The organism is Streptomyces sp. NP160, from assembly GCF_006335115.1.
Lineage (GTDB): Bacteria > Actinomycetota > Actinomycetes > Actinomycetales > Quadrisphaeraceae > Quadrisphaera.
The window spans coordinates 1-14,379 of the sequence record NZ_VDMJ01000037.1 but is presented as its reverse complement, the minus strand read 5'-3'; the positions used below and the strand labels follow the sequence as shown (position 1 = coordinate 14,379).

At 76.2% G+C, this 14,379-nt stretch carries 15 protein-coding genes and 1 riboswitch; of the genes, 9 read left to right on the top strand and 6 right to left on the bottom strand.

Annotation, left to right across the window (positions count from 1 at the left end; translation table 11 throughout):
• Nucleotides 1-5: 5 nt before the first annotated feature.
• On the bottom strand, nt 6-1,046 hold the full coding sequence (locus FHN55_RS17250) for an acetamidase/formamidase family protein (protein WP_139713569.1): 1,041 nt from the start codon (nt 1,044-1,046) through the stop codon (nt 6-8).
• A 352-nt stretch (nt 1,047-1,398) separates the two neighbouring features.
• On the opposite strand from FHN55_RS17250, the gene FHN55_RS17245 reads away from it, so the two are divergent.
• From FHN55_RS17245 to FHN55_RS17235, 3 genes are all read left to right on the top strand, one after another.
• The gene (locus tag FHN55_RS17245) at nt 1,399-2,514 is read left to right on the top strand and encodes a CE1758 family FMN-dependent luciferase-like monooxygenase (protein WP_139713568.1); all 1,116 of its coding nucleotides are present in this window, start codon (nt 1,399-1,401) and stop codon (nt 2,512-2,514) included.
• Nucleotides 2,511-2,951: a MarR family winged helix-turn-helix transcriptional regulator gene (locus FHN55_RS17240; RefSeq protein WP_139713567.1), complete on the top strand. Its 441-nt coding sequence runs from the start codon at nt 2,511-2,513 to the stop codon at nt 2,949-2,951. Before FHN55_RS17245 ends, FHN55_RS17240 begins: the two co-directional genes overlap by 4 nt.
• 70 nt (nt 2,952-3,021) lie before the next feature.
• Nucleotides 3,022-3,546: a type II secretion system protein gene (locus tag FHN55_RS17235; protein WP_218974774.1), complete on the top strand. Its 525-nt coding sequence runs from the start codon at nt 3,022-3,024 to the stop codon at nt 3,544-3,546.
• Between the two features lie 3 nt (nt 3,547-3,549).
• On the opposite strand, the gene FHN55_RS17230 is transcribed toward FHN55_RS17235, so the two are convergent.
• Nucleotides 3,550-4,302 (bottom strand): DUF429 domain-containing protein, encoded by a 753-nt coding sequence (locus FHN55_RS17230; protein ID WP_218974773.1) that lies wholly within the window; start codon nt 4,300-4,302, stop codon nt 3,550-3,552.
• A gap of 24 nt (nt 4,303-4,326) precedes the next feature.
• Complete coding sequence (locus FHN55_RS22855; protein ID WP_180357916.1) at nt 4,327-5,988, bottom strand: histone-like nucleoid-structuring protein Lsr2; 1,662 nt, start codon at nt 5,986-5,988, stop codon at nt 4,327-4,329.
• A gap of 309 nt (nt 5,989-6,297) precedes the next feature.
• Here FHN55_RS22855 and FHN55_RS17210 point away from each other — a divergent pair, with 309 nt between their 5' ends.
• Nucleotides 6,298-6,534 carry a hypothetical protein gene (locus FHN55_RS17210; RefSeq protein WP_139713564.1) on the top strand — a complete coding sequence of 79 codons (237 nt, stop codon included), beginning with the start codon at nt 6,298-6,300 and terminating at the stop codon, nt 6,532-6,534.
• A 57-nt stretch (nt 6,535-6,591) separates the two neighbouring features.
• Entirely contained in the window at nt 6,592-7,410 is an 819-nt protein-coding gene (locus FHN55_RS17205; RefSeq protein ID WP_139713563.1) for a nitrilase-related carbon-nitrogen hydrolase, read from the top strand.
• Here FHN55_RS17205 and FHN55_RS17200 read toward each other — a convergent pair.
• Complete coding sequence (locus FHN55_RS17200) at nt 7,380-7,601, bottom strand: hypothetical protein (protein ID WP_139713562.1); 222 nt, start codon at nt 7,599-7,601, stop codon at nt 7,380-7,382. The genes FHN55_RS17205 and FHN55_RS17200 overlap by 31 nt on opposite strands.
• Nucleotides 7,602-7,692: 91 nt before the next feature.
• A complete protein-coding gene (locus FHN55_RS17195; protein WP_218974772.1) occupies nt 7,693-8,202 on the bottom strand; it encodes a C40 family peptidase in 510 nt (169 codons plus the stop codon).
• Nucleotides 8,203-8,209: 7 nt separating this feature from the next.
• Nucleotides 8,210-8,372: riboswitch (cyclic di-AMP (ydaO/yuaA leader) on the bottom strand.
• Nucleotides 8,373-8,596: 224 nt separating this feature from the next.
• Here FHN55_RS17195 and FHN55_RS17190 point away from each other — a divergent pair.
• Nucleotides 8,597-9,700 (top strand): YihY/virulence factor BrkB family protein, encoded by a 1,104-nt coding sequence (locus tag FHN55_RS17190; protein WP_180357915.1) that lies wholly within the window; start codon nt 8,597-8,599, stop codon nt 9,698-9,700.
• 111 nt (nt 9,701-9,811) lie between these two features.
• On the opposite strand, the gene FHN55_RS17185 is transcribed toward FHN55_RS17190, so the two are convergent.
• A complete protein-coding gene (locus FHN55_RS17185) occupies nt 9,812-10,759 on the bottom strand; it encodes a pirin family protein (protein WP_257571097.1) in 948 nt (315 codons plus the stop codon).
• Nucleotides 10,760-10,800: 41 nt separating this feature from the next.
• Here FHN55_RS17185 and FHN55_RS17180 point away from each other — a divergent pair, with 41 nt between their 5' ends.
• The 3 genes from FHN55_RS17180 to FHN55_RS17170 all read left to right on the top strand — a co-directional run.
• Entirely contained in the window at nt 10,801-12,432 is a 1,632-nt protein-coding gene (locus FHN55_RS17180) for an amidohydrolase family protein (RefSeq protein ID WP_218974771.1), read from the top strand.
• A 243-nt stretch (nt 12,433-12,675) separates the two neighbouring features.
• A complete protein-coding gene (locus FHN55_RS17175) occupies nt 12,676-13,032 on the top strand; it encodes a hypothetical protein (protein ID WP_139713560.1) in 357 nt (118 codons plus the stop codon).
• Nucleotides 13,033-14,016: 984 nt separating this feature from the next.
• Nucleotides 14,017-14,379, top strand: a 363-nt coding sequence (locus FHN55_RS17170; RefSeq protein WP_139713559.1) for a hypothetical protein, incomplete at its 3' end; no start/stop codon positions are given.

Genomic DNA, 14,379 nt, shown 5'->3' with positions numbered 1-14,379 from the left:
CCCGCTCAGCGCAGGGTGCGGGCCGCCTCGCGCAGGCGGGCGTGCACGCCGCCGAAGGCGCTGGTGGCGGGGGTGGGCAGCAGCGCCTTCGGCACCTTCGCGAGCGCGGCGTAGGCGGGGTCGACGACGTTGGCCAGCGGCGCCAGGCCCACCTGGCTGAGCAGCTGGTAGGCGTCGAGGTCGTCCAGGCCGTACAGCTCGCGCAGCCAGCGGACCATCTCCACCTGGCTCGCCCGCCACGCGTCCTCCAGGGGGCGGCCGGTGCCGACGGTCATCCAGTGGTCGTCGTCCTCGAGCCGCGGCGTCGCCGGGGCGGACGCGGGCGCGCCCGCCGCCGTCCTCAGCTCACCGGCCCTGACGAGGTCCACCAGCAGCGTCGTGGTCATCGCGCCCTCGACGGCGGTGCCGCACGTCTCGCCCTCGCCCTGGCGGTAGTGGCCGTCCCCGAGGCTGAACAGGGCCCCCTCCACGTTGACGCGCAGGTAGCAGGTGGTGCCGGCGCGCATCTGCGGGGTGTCGAGGTTGCCGCCGAACACCCCGGGCACCAGGGACGTGCGGACCTCGCCGGCGGCGGGCGCGACGCCGACGGTGCCGAGCATGGGCTCCAGCGGCAGCTCCGCGCTGAAGCCGCCGGAGGTGAGCTCGACGGCGAGGGTCCGGCGGGCGGAGTCGAGGTGGTAGAGCCACGTGCGCTCCGGCAGGGGCGGCGTGAGCAGCGCGGTGGTGTCGGTGCCGGTGAGGCCGCCGAAGAACGGGACCAGGCTGGAGACGCCGGTGTCGCGCGCGGGCTCGAGGTCCACCAGGTGCAGGGCCAGCACGTCGCCGGGCCGTGCCCCCTCCACGAGGAACGGGCCGGTCTGGGGGTTGAGGCCGGGTGCCGGCGGAGTGTTCGAGACCAGGTCGGACGTGGTGCGCAGGCCGCCGCCGAAGGCGTCCTCGCTCCACAGGCGCAGCGCCTGCCCGGGGCGCACGGTCCTGAGCGGGGCTGCCCCGCCGAAGGTGTACGCGTACTGCTCGACGGACGGGTGGACCTCGACGACCTCCATGGCGCCACCCCACCACAGCCGCGCTGTCCGCGGAGGTCGGGCTCCCGAGCCTGAGCCGGAGCCCGAGCGAGCGGTCGCGCGTCCCGCACGGCGTGCAGAACTCCAGCGCTGCACCGCGACCGGGCCTGGTCGAGGGAGTTCTGCAGGCTCGGCGGGACACCTGACCGGCCCAGGCGTGACGCCGGCCGGACAGGAGTCGCCGACACGCCGGTGCGGAGGCGTCCTCGGGCGCTCCTGCACGTCCGTCGTCACGGGCCGGCTCGGGAACACCCCGGCGCACGGGGTGGTTGAGCCCCAAGTCCATGCACATGCATAGACTTGGCGCACACCCCAGCACCCCAGGAGGCGCACCGTGCAGTTCGGCGTGTTCACCGTCGCGGACCAGACGCCCGACGTCCACACCGGTCACGTCCCGGACGACGTCGAGCGCATGCGCTCCCTCGTCACCATCGCCCAGCACGTGGAGGCCGCCGGCCTGGACGTCTTCGCCATCGGCGAGCACCACGAGACCGGCTTCGTCACCTCCAGCCCCACCACGGTGCTCGGCTACATCGCGGGGCGGACCTCGCGGCTGCGCCTGTCGACGTCCATCGCGCACATCACCACCAACGACCCGGTGAAGCTCGCCGAGGACTACGCCACCCTGCAGCTGCTCTCCGACGACCGCGTGGACGTCATGTTCGGCCGCGGCAACTCCATGGCCGGCTACTCCGCCTTCGGCAAGGACCCCCGCGCCTCGGTGCAGCTGACCGTGGAGAACTACCAGCTGCTGCGCCGCCTGTGGGACGAGGACTCCCCCGTGGACTGGCAGGGCCAGTTCCGGGGCCCGCTGCACCAGTTCACCGCCACCCCGCGCCCGCTCGACGGCGTCGCCCCGTTCGTCTGGCACGGCTCCATCCGCACGCCGGAGGTCGCCGAGATCGCGGCGTACTTCGGGGACGGCTACTTCGCCAACAACATCTTCTGGCCGAAGGAGCACTACATCCGCCTGATCGACCTCTACCGCGAGCGCTGGGAGCACCACGGCCACGGGCCGGGGAGCACCGCGGTGGTGGGCCTGGGCGGGCACGTGTTCATGCGCAAGAACAGCCAGGACGCGGTGCGCGAGTTCCGCCCCTACTTCGACGTCGCCCCCGTGTACGGCGGCGGCCCGAGCCTGGAGGAGTTCGCCCGCGAGACGCCGCTGACCGTCGGCACCCCGGAGCAGGTGGTCGAGAAGACCCTGACGTTCCAGGAGTTCTTCGGCGACTACCAGCGCCAGCTGTTCCTCGTCGACCACGCGGGGCTGCCGCTGAAGACGGTGCTGGAGCAGATCGACATGCTCGGTGAGCACGTCGTGCCGGCGCTGCGCAAGGAGATGGAGGCGCGCCGCCCCGCGGGCGTCCCGAGCGACCCGCCCAGCCACGCGAGCCGGGTCGACGCCCGCGCCCAGCAGGTCGCGGACGCGAAGGCCGCCCGGTCCGCGTGACCAGCACCAAGCTCGCCGTCGAGGCCTGGGAGGCGCTCTTCCGCACCCAGGCCTCGCTGGTGCGCCGCTTCGCCGAGCAGGACGTCTGGGCGCCGGAGCGCGGTGTGGGCCTGCGCGAGTACGACGTCCTCTACGCCCTCACCACCACCGACGGCGGCCGGGCCCGCCTCGGTGCGCTGGCCGACGCGGTGCTGCTGCCGCAGCCGTCGCTGAGCCGGCTCGTCGACAGGCTCGTCGCGCAGGGGCTCGTGCAGCGCGAGCCGGACCCCGCCGACCGGCGCGGCGTCGTCCTCGTCCTCACCACCGCGGGGCGGGCGCTGCAGCGCGAGGTCGGCCGGCGGCACGCGGCAGCCATCGCCGACGCCCTCGGGGAGCACCTCGACGACGACGACCTCGTCGTCCTGCGCGACCTCTGCCGCCGGGCGCTGGGCGCCTGAGCGCTGATCCGTCCGGGTGGTGGCGGGGCCGCCGGCCGCAGGACGCACGAGGCCGTGCCGAACTGGAGGCGTGAGCGAGCACCACGGCACACGCCGCACGCACAGCGCCGACTCGGGCTTCACGCTCATCGAGCTGCTGGTCGTCATGGTCGTCATCGGGATCCTGGCGGCCATCGCCGTCCCGGTCTTCTCGGCCCAGCGGCAGAAGGCTGCGGAGACCGCACTGAAGGCCGACCTGCGGAACATCGCGACCGCCGTCCGCAGCCACGGGCTCGAGGCCGGCAGCTACCCGTGGGCGGACGACCTCAACACCGCCGGCACGGCCCTGCGCACCTCCGCGGGCGTGCGGGTCGTCGTGCTGTCGCGCTCGACCACCGACTTCTGCCTCGTTGGTACGAGCACCGGCGCGGGGCCCGACACCTCCGGCTACGCCGCGGCAGCTCGCCTCAGCACGCGACTGATGTACGTCTCAGCGACCCGCCCCGTCTCGACGGTCACCTCCGCGGACCCCGGCTGCCTCACCGCGCCCGGCATGCAGTTCGACAAGGGCTACTGGGACCAGGACGGGTACCACGTCGGGTTCCCGCCCATCTGAGCCTCACGCCCAGATCGCCGATGGCCAGCCGTCCGGGGTGACCTGGGGCGGGTCCGGCAGCGGCCGCGCCAGCCCGTGCGCCGCGCGCCGCGCCACCCAGGCGACGACGGCCGCGTCGAGCACGTCGTCCACGGCAGCGCGCCCGGCCTGGCCGACGTCGTCGGGGACGACGACGCCGCCCGCGGCCAGCAGCGCCCTGCGCCGGACGGCGCCGGCCCAGCTCTTCTTGCGGTCGGCCAGCGGCAGGCAGCCGGGCGCGCCCGCAGCGCCGCCGGCGGCGAGCGCGGCCAGGACGCCGAAGGCGACCTCGGGGTGGACCTCCAGCACGCGCGGACCGCCGGCGCCGCTCGGGCCCGCGGGGTCCCGCACCCAGGCGTCCACCTCGAGCACCTTCGCCCGCAGCCCGTAGGCCTGCACGCTCACCCCCGCGCCGGTCGCTGCGCGGGACAGCGCCACCGCCTCGGCGTGCGAGCCGGCCTCCAGCGCGGCGCGCACGGGCGTGACGAACACCGACGACCGGCGCGCCCCCAGCACCTCGCGGGCGGCGAGGTCGGCGGCGCGAGGACCGCGCTCCGCCAGGCCGACGGGGATGTCGAGCCCGACGACGGCGAGCGGGCCGCCGCGCTGGGCCGCCGCCACGAGCGCGCGGACGTCGTCGGCGAGGTGGGCGCCCGCCCAGCCCCCGACGACGTCGTCGTCGAGGACCACGCCGACCCAGCGCCCGTCCCAGACGTCGGCCCCCAGCACCCTCGCCACGCCGGTGATGGTGCCGGACCGCCCTCAGCGCGCGCTGACCAGCCCGGCGCGCTCGGCCTCGAAGGCCTCCACCACGGCGCGCGGGAGCCTGCCGCGCGGGCTGACCTCCAGGCCCCGCTCCCGCGCCCACGTGCGCACGGCGGCGCGCGCCGACGGCTCGCTCAGGTCGAGCGGTGCCAGCGCGGCGCCGGTGAGGTCGACGTCGACGGCAGCCGTGACGACCGGCTCGGCCGCGGGACGGGAGACCCGCTCCGGTCGCGGCGACGGCACGCGCACCGCGGCCAGCGCCTGGGTCAGCGGGCCGGGGGCGGGAGCGGCGGACGCCCCACGACCGCCGGGACCGCCGTGGCCGCCGGCCCCGCCGGGCACCAGGGGCATCGAGCCGGTGGCGACGGCGGCGGCGGTGAGGGCGGCGAGGACGTCGTCGACGTCCACAGCCAGCACCCGCGCGGCGGTGAGCAGCTCCTCGCGCTCGGCCTCCCCCGCGGTGGGCTCGCGGCCGACGGCGCCCGCCAGGGCCATGACCACGCCGCGGGAGGCGGCGCGGACCTGGGCGCGGGTGAGGTTGGCGGCGTCTGCCAGCAGGGCCAGGGTGCGGGCGGCGTCGTCGTCGAGAGGACCGGCGGCGAGGGCGTCGGCGAGCAGCTCCACGTGGGCGGCCACCGCCGGGAGCGGCAGGTCGGGCCCGTCGAGGGCCAGCGACTCCAGCACCACAGCCAGGCGCCCGGGCGCCGCGGCCAGGGACGGCGCCGGCTGCGCGTCGGCGCGGGGTGCGGCCGTGCTCATCGGGGGCACCTCCACCTCCGGCCACGCGGTCGCGGCGGCGCGGGCCACCACGGCCGCCTGCGCCTCGCCGCGCTCGCCCGAGCGCGCCAGGTAGCGCTGCAGCAGACCGGCGGCCGCGCGTGCGTCGGTGAGGGCGGTGGGCACGCCGTCCAGGGCCACGCCGGCGGCGCGGCAGCAGTCGACGAGCCGGCGGCGGTGCAGGCCGGGCAGGTGCCGCCAGCTGGCCTCGAGGGTGCACAGCACCGGGGCGACCGGCAGCACCACGCCCACCGCGGCCAGCTCCCCGCGCAGGTGGGCGAGGTCGGAGGCCGCGCCGTGCGCGACCAGCACGCGGCCCGCGAGCGCGGTGACCAGCTCCGCGGCGACGTCGGCGAGGGTGGGTGCGGCGGAGAGCTCCTCCACCGAGGCCCCGGCCGCGGCCGCGAGGACGCCCAGGTCGAGGGCCGGGTCAGCGGTCCTCCCCGCGGGGTCGGCAGCGGGGCAGGTGACCGAGGGGCGCAGCAGGGAGGTCCACTCCCCCACCACGGCGCCGTCGGCGTCCAGCTGGACCACGGCCACCTCGAGCACGCGGTCGCGCTCGGGCGAGGGGCCGCTGGTGACCACGTCCAGGACGGCGTACCCGTGCTCGTGGGCGGGACGGCCGCTGGTCACCGGGACGGACCCGCGGGCGTCGGGCACGACTCCTGCGGCGCGGGCGGCCACCTCGGCCACCACCGACAGCGGGAGGGTGACCGCGTGCTCGGCAGCGTCGGCGGCGCGCAGGGCGCCCAGCTCGGCGCCGCGCAGGGCCAGCGGCATCACGGGCACGCCCGCGGGCGTCTGCCCGGCGACCGAGCCGGACCGCGCGGCGGCGGCGCCGCTGAGCGAGAAGCGACGGCGCCCGCCGTCGGCGTGCCTCATCAGCCGGTCCAGCACACCCACGCCTCTGCCCTCCCGTCACGGTGGAGCCCATCCGCCACAGCGGCCCCAGGCCCGAGTCTGGCGCGACCAGCTCGGCGGCGGGCCGGAACGCCGATACCCGCGGGCACCGGCAGCGGTCCGACGGCGGTGCTGCGGCATTGCTACGGCGGTGCTCCGGGGACCCGGCTGGCAGTCCGGCGGCAGCGACCGGCGCGTTCACCCTTCCGGGCGAGCCCGGTGCGGGCAGGGTGGGCGCGTGCCGATCCTCGAAGGAGAGGATGGGCGGTGCGGACGGGGAGGTGACCTGCGGTGACGTGCGAGACGTGCGGAGGCCGGGGCTTCGAGCTGGTGGGCGTGGAGCCCGCCGGTGTGGTGGCGATGCGCTGCGCCCGGTGCGGGCGCGTGGAGCGGGTCGTCGCCGACCTGCGCCCGCCCACGGGCGGCCCCCAGCGACCCTCCCGGTACCTGGCGCTGCACCAGCCGCACCCTGAGGCGCTCTCCGGCCAGGCCCCCGCCCAGGTCCCCGCCGGCGCCCGCCAGCGCTGAGGCCGCGGACCCGCCCTCACGGGGACGCAGGCCCGCTCGCCCGGCAGGATGGGTGGCGTGACGAGGATCGCCGCGTGCCAGCTGGCCCCCGTCCCCGACGGCCTCGCGGCCAACGCGGAGCTCACCGCAGACGCCGTGCGCGAGGCTCTGGGGCAGGGGGCCGACGTCGTCGTCCTCCCCCAGCTGGTCACCACCGGCGGGGTGCTCGAGGACGCCGAGCAGGCCCGCGCGGTGGCGGTCGCTCCCGGGCACGGCGTCTTCGCCGCGTGGGCGGCGGCGTGCACCGCGCGCCAGGGCTCGGTGGTGGTCGGGGGGTTCTGCGAGGCCGGCGACGACGGGCAGCTCTACAACAGCGCGGCCGTGGTGGACGCCACGGGCCTGCGGGCGGTCTACCGGTGCGCCCACCTGTGGGACCGCGAGCGCCTGGTGTTCGCGGCGGGGTCGGCGGCGCCGCCCGTGGTGGAGACGGTGCACGGGCGGATCGGGGTGCTGGTCAACTACGACCTCCGCTTCCCGGAGTGGACCCGCACGGCGGCGCTGTCCGGCGCGGACGTGCTGGCGGTGCCGGTGGCGTGGCCGGCGGCGCAGCCCGGTGAGGGAGGCGGTCCGGACGGCCAGCTGGTGGCGGCGGCCACCGCGCGGCTGGAGCGGGTGGCCGTGGTCTGCGCCGACCGCAGCGGCCCGGGGTGGACGGCGGGCAGCTGCATCGTGTCGGCCGGGGGGCAGATCCTGGCGGCGGCCGGTCCGGGACGCAGCGCCGCCTGGGCGGACGTGGACCCGGAGACCTCGCGCGACAAGCTGGTCAGCGGGTCCTCGGACCTGTGGCTGGACCGGCGCCCGGAGCTCTACGACCGGTTGACGGCGCCGCGCGCCTGAGCGCGGCGGCGCACCCGCAGCAGCACGTCGGCGGCCGCGACGGCGGCGAGGCGGCCGGCCAGGAGCATCGCGACCACGGCCAGTCCCACGGACAGCCACCACGGCAGGCCGCGGGTCAGCATCCGCGTGAGCACGAAGGCGCCCAGGGACACCAGGAAGGACACCACGGGCACCCACGTCGACGCCTTCACCCCACAAGCATGCACCCCCCTCGCCCACTCGACGGTGACGCCGAGGAGGTGAGGGGGGTGCGTGCGGAGCGGCTCAGCTGCCGCGGCTCGCTCAGAAGCGGCCGTACACCACGTTGCTGCCCCAGATGGAGCGCTCGGTGACGGTCTTGCCGGAGCGCGGGGAGTCCATCATCCGACCGTCGCCGGTGTAGATGCCCACGTGGTAGGCGCGGCCGCCGCGGACGAAGAAGACCAGGTCGCCCGGACGCGCCTGGGAGGCGCTGATGCGGGTGCTGGCGTCCATCTGGGCGTCCGCGGTGCGCGGGATGGAGATGCCGTTCTTGGCGAAGACGTGCTGGGTGTAGCCCGAGCAGTCGAAGCCGGACGGGGTGGTCCCGCCGAAGCGGTACGGGGTGCCGATGTACTGGCTGGCGGTGGCCAGGACGGCTCCGCTGTTCAGCACCGGCGCCGCGTTGGCGGGGAGGGCGGCGGCCGCCATGAGGCCGCCGGTCAGGGCGACGCCGGCGACGGCGCGGGCCAGGGCGCGGCGGGGACGGGACGCACCGCCGGCGCAGCGGGAGCAGGAGACGTGGCGGCCGCGATGGGCATGGGTCATCGACATGTGGGGGTGAGCCTCTCCGACGCCTGCGAGGTGAGCTGTCGGGTTCGGGAGGTGAGGTCCCCCGGCTCGCTAGGCGAGCTTCACCCCGAGGACGCGACGACGCTCCGAAGAGCAGCGCGCCCGGAAGTGGTTCCCCCGTCCCCTGCCACAAGGATCTGCGGACCTCGAACGCGCTGGCAGGGGCTCGGCGTGCGCGACGAGGGCTCCCGGAGCGACTCCGGGAGCGGACAGAAAGTACCCGGAAGTCACGGAAACCCCCAAACATCCCAGGTCGGAACCGTGATGTGATCGTGACACGCCGGTGCACGACAGGCCGCTCTCGAAAGTTTCAGACCTGCCCGACCGGCCGCCCGCCGAGGGGCCGCGCGATCTCGGCTCGGGCAGGATGACGCCCGTGGCAGGCGGCGCGAAGCTCACCGACCGCATCGACGCGTTCCAGCGCCGCCACCCCGCGAGCTCCTTCCCGCTGGCCGTCGTCTACAAGTTCGCCGACGACCGCGGCCCCCACCTCGCGGCGCTCATGGCCTACTACGGCTTCGTCTCGGTCTTCCCGCTGCTGCTGCTCCTGGTGTCGGTGCTGGGCTTCGTGCTGCAGCCCTTCGCCGGCTCCGACCCCGAGCTGTCGGGCCAGGCGGTGACGACGACGATCGACGTCCTCGCCGGCGTGCCCGTCCTCGGCAGCGCCCTGCAGGGCAGCATCACCGGGCTGCGCGGCAGCGGCGTCGCGCTCACCATCGGTGCGCTCGGCACGCTCTACGGCGGCATGGGCGTCATGCAGGCCACGCAGGCGGCGCTCAACCGCATCTACGCCGTGCCGCGCTACAAGCAGCCCAACCCGGTGCTGTCCCGGCTGCGCAGCATCGTGCTCATGCTCGCCCTCGGCCTGCTCGCGCTCGTCGCCACCGCCGTCTCCGTGGTGCTCCCGCGGCTGGCCGACGCGGTGCCGGTGGGCGGCGGGCTGCTGCTCGCGGCGGGCACGCTCGTGCCCTTCGCGATCAACACGTGCATCTTCCTCGTCGTCTTCAAGGTGCTCACCGCCGTGCGGCTGGGGTGGCGCAACGTCGCGATCGGCGCGCTGGTGGCCGCGGCGCTGTGGGAGGGGCTGCAGACGGTCTTCGCGCGCCTGGCCGGCGCCTACCTGCAGCACGCCGGAGACGTGTACGGCGTGTTCGGCGTCGTCCTGGGGCTGCTGGCGTGGCTGTACCTGCAGTCGATGGCGCTGGTGCTCGCCGCGGAGATCAACGTGGTCCGCCAGCGCCGCCTGTACCCGCGCGCGCTGCTGACGCCGTTCACCGACGACGTCGACCTCACCCCGCAGGACGTCCGCGCGTACACCGGCTACGCGCGCAGCGAGACGTACAAGGGCTTCGAGACGGTCGTGGCCACCTTCGACAAGGACGCCGCGGACACGAGCGCGGACACCAGCAGCGCCCACCCCGCCGTCGAGGACGACGACGAGCGCACCGCCGAGCATGCCCCCAGCGGCGCTCCGCGCTGACGCGCCCGCCTTTCGCTCCCCCGGACCGCAGCCGAGCGCCTGGTCGCGGTCCCGCCCCCTTCGGGAGCAGCAACCGGGCGCTCGGCTGCGGGAGAGGGCGTGGGGCTGGGGTCAGCTGAAGGCGGGGGCCTCGCCGGGCTCCACCACGCGGCGCGGTCGCGGGCGGCGCGGCGTCAGGCGCACCGGCGGCAGCGGCGGCGCCGGGATCCGCTCGGCGGCGGCGTGGCCGGGCACCCGCCCGAAGCGCTCGGCGGCGGCGTCCGGGTCCTCCCAGTCGGCGCGGGCGGCGGCGACGTCCTCGTGGGTGCGGCCGATGAAGTTCCAGAACATCACCAGGTCGTCCGTGGTGGGCACACCGCCGAGCAGCAGCTGGCGCGCGCCGTCGGCGTGCCGCAGCCGCAGGCTGGTCCGGCCGGGGGCCCAGTGCCCTAGCGCCGGCAGCCCGCCGTCGGGGTCGAGGGTGAGCAGGGCGTGCTCGTGGGCCGGATCGACCTGCACCTCGACGTCCGCGCCGTCGTCGAGCGCCACGTCAGCGCCCACCAGCCCCGGGGCCACGCCCGCCGGCGACGTCTCGCCGCCGAGGGACCCCACCAGCACCGTCGCCCGCACGCCGCCGCGCGCTCCCCCGACCTCCACCACCGGCAGCTCGCGCTGCTGCTCGAAGCGCGGTGCGCAGCCGTCTTGCTCGCGCGGCAGCACCACCCACAGCTGCACCGCGTGCTGCAGCGGCTGCTCACCCAGCGAGAACTCGCTGTGGGAGACCCCGCGCCCGGCGGTCATGAGGTTCAGCTCCCCCGGGCGCACCACCACGTCGCTGCCCACCGAGTCCCGGTGGTGGATCTCGCCGCTCAACGGCCACGTCACGGTCTGCAGCGCCGTGTGCGGGTGCGGCTGCACCCGCATGTCCACCCGCTGCGGCCCGATCCGGTCCAGGAAGCACCACGCCCCGACGGTCGGCACCTCCCGGTGCGGCAGCCACCGCTGCACGCTCATGCCGCGCACGCCGCCCAGCGGCACGTCGCGGCCCTCCAGCAGCCGACCCGTCGCGCTCTCGCTCACGCCCCGAGTCTGCTCCTCCCGCTCCGGGCGAGGATGCCCGCGTGAGCACCTCCCTCCTGCTGCGCCGCTGCCGCCTCGCCGACCCCGCCCGGCCCTCCCGCCGCCGGGACGGCGGGCTCGTCGACGTGCTGCTCGCGGGAGGTGCGGTCGCCTCGACCAGCCCGACGGGGACGACGACCCCCGGCGCCACCCCCGACCGGGTGGTCGACCTGGACGGGCGGTGGCTGCTGCCGGGCTTGTGGGACGAGCACGTCCACCTCGGGCAGTGGGCGCAGGTGCGCCGCAGGCTGGACGTCTCCACGGCCACCACCGCCGCGGCCGCCGCCGCGGCGGTGGCGCAGCGGGCCGCCTCGGAGCGGGGCACCGGCAGCGGTGCCGGCGCGCTGGTCGGGTACGGCTTCCGCGACGGGCTCTGGCTCGACGCCCCCTCCCCGGCGCTGCTGGACCGGGCGGTCCTCTCCGCCGGTGACGCGCAGCGGCCGGTGGTGCTGGTCTCCGGTGACCTGCACTGCGCGTGGCTGTCGAGCGCAGCGGCGCAGCAGGTGGCCGCGCCGCTGGGCGTGGTGCCCGACGAGCAGGGCCTCGTGCGCGAGGAGGCGGCCTTCGCCGTGCAGCGCGCGCTCGGCAGGGTCGGCGAGGCCGAGCTGGACGCAGCGGTCGCGGAGGCGCTCGCGGAGGCGGCCACCCGAGGGGTGGTCGGCGTGGTGGACCTGGAGATGACCGACACCGCCGGCGGCACGGTCGCCGTGTGGCAGCGGCGCGCCGGGTCTGAGGGGACCGGGAGGGCGGCGTCGGCGGGGCTGCGGGTGGAGGCCGGCACCTACCCGCAGCACCTCGAGGACGTCCTGGCGAGCGGGGTGCTCGGCGCCGTGCCCCTGTCCGGCAGCTCCCCGCTGGTCGTGGCCGGCCCGCTGAAGGTCATCACCGACGGCTCCCTCAACACGCGCACCGCCTGCTGCCTGGAGCCCTACCCCGGGCGCACCGGGCCGGGCAGCCACGGCGAGCTGACGTGGCCGCCGGAGCAGCTGCTCGAGCAACTGCGCCGTGGTCGTGCAGGGGGCTTCCTGCCGGCGGTGCACGCCATCGGCGACGCTGCCGTCCGCACAGCGCTCGACGCCCTGGAGGCCGTCGGTCCGGCCGGCGGCGTCCGCGGCAGGATCGAGCACGCCCAGCTGGTCGCCGACGACGACGTCCCCCGCTTCGCCGCCCTCGGCGTCGTCGCCAGCGTGCAGCCCGCGCACCTCCTGGACGACCGCGACGTCGCCGAGGTCCACTGGCGCGGCCGCACCGGGCGCGCCTTCCCGCTGCGCGCGCTGCTCGACGCCGGAGCCCGCCTGGCGATGGGCTCGGACGCGCCCGTCGCCGCGCTCGACCCGTGGCTGGCGGTGGTCGCCGCCGTCGACAGGACCGACCCGCGGACGCTCGCCGACGGACACCCCCGGCCCCCGTGGCACCCCGAGCAGGCGATCACCACCGCCGAGGCGCTCGCGGCGAGCGCCCGCGGCCGGTCGGTGGTGGCGGTGGGTGGCGTCGCGGACGTGGTGGCGCTGGACGCAGACCCCTTCGCGGGCGGCACGGCCGCGGCCGTGGTGCGCGGCGAGGCACGGGTGTCGCTGACCGTGGTGGACGGGGCGGTGGTCCACGCCGACGGGGTGGCTACCGAGTCGTGGTAGCTCGTCGGCGACGCGACGACCGAAGATCACCGGCGTCCCCCGCTGGCGGGACCTGCGCGGCTAATCTGCGGTGACACCGAGGTGTCCAGCAGGTGCCGGGCACGCCCGACCCACGAGGAGTCCTGCCGCAGTGCACCACCCCGTCACCGCCGAGCCGCCGTCGCCGGACGGCCCCCACGACGACGCGCCCGTGCGCCGGCGCCAGCCGCCCGGCGACTCGGCAGGGCCTACCGGGTCGCCTTCGTGGAGACCGGCGCCCTGGAGGTGGTGCTCCCGGCCACGGAGCCGCTCCCCGTCCAGCGCCCGCCCGTCCACCCGGCGGCGGCAGCCGCAGCAGGTGGCCGCCTCGCGACGGCCTCGCGGACGACGAGGACGACGACGAGGGCCGCCGTGCCTGCGCGGCGCGATGCGCGAGCGGCGGCTCCCGCGGCGACCGGCCCTGCCGGTGCCGGCGCACCCACCGCCTCGCGGCGACTGGACCAGCCGGACCGCCGGTCCCGCGCGCTGCTGCTGGGGCTGGCCCTGGGTGTCGTCCTCGGGGTGGTCGCCGTGCTGGTCACCGGGCTCGCGGTCGCCTGGCTGGGCCTGCTCCCCCGCTGACTCCCGAGCCGGGCGGTGCCACGAGGACCTGCGCCGCCTTGTCCGCACCGGTCCGCTGCGAGCGGGCCCGGGGGTCGGCGGTGCGCCGCCGGAGCAGCCCCACCAGACGCAGCAGGGACTCCAGACGGTCAGCGCGGCGGTGCCGGGGCCGTCGACCACGAGGAACTCCAGACAGCCGGCCACGAGCAGCGGCACGCCGTTCACCGATACCAGATCACCCGTGTCAGCAACGTCCTCGGTCATCAGAGCTGGCGTTCGCTTGCGCCAGTTGGAGGCTCTTCGCCGCCCTGCCGGATGCGCCGTCCGCCGTCGTCGTCCTCGTGGCCGCGGCGGAAGCGGCTGCGGGGCCGTTCGTCCTGGAGTCCTACCGCGAGGCGGTGGTGGTCTCGGTCGTCGAGCCGGAGCGCACCGCGGGCTTCGACGCGGCGGTGCAGACGGCAGCCGCCTTCGCCGCGGTGCCCGTGGGACTGGTGGCGGGGACGGTGTCCGAGTGGTGGACCGTGGGCCGCCGGTGCTGGCAGCGGTGCTGTACGGCATCTCTCTGCTGGCCGCGCTGCCCGCGAGCTTCGGGCAGCGCGCTCGCACGACGTGCTGAGGTCGCAGGGCGGTCGGTGAGGCGCCGAGACTGCCGCCGGGGACTCCCTCCGCTGACGAAGGCCTTCGCGCGCGAGCCGGGTCCGCCGCTGGCGCCGGTCGGCGACGTCGACGTACCCGGCGCTTGGCCAGCACCCGCCTCTCCGGTGCGTCTGCAGGTCTCAGGATCGGCCGCGCGTGCTGGTGTTCGCGCGCGGCGGGGGCTGGACCGTGAGCAGCAGCACCACGCACGAAGGAATCTTCCGGCGCCTCGCTCGGCGACGTGGCCCAGCACGGTGCTGGCGGGCTCTCGAGGGACCGACGTCACGTTCCGTCGATCAACGATCACGGTGCTGACCTGCGATGACGAGGTTCACCGGGTTGTCGGTGGTGGCCTCTAGCGTTTTCGACATGACCTCCAGCGCGCTCCCGCGGTGGGTGGTCGGTGATGACGCCGACCACCTTCGTGGGCGCATGCGCACTGAGGAGGGGGTCGTCGATCTGGGCGACGTCTTCTGGGACGACTTCTGGGACGGCGACCTCAACGACGTGCTCTACGCCCCCTTCGACGGTGGTCCCGGCGTCGAGGGCGACGAGGCTCACCTGGTGCGCTTCAGCAGCCCCTGGTGGAGCCACCAGCTCCTGCTCGACCCGTTGACCGGGTCGATCGCTGAGCGCCGGCGCATCCGCCCGGCGATCGCGGCTGCGGTGGCTGGGGACCCCGGCCCGGCTCAGGTCGCTGCGCTGGACGCCTTGCACGCTGCCCTCGGTGGT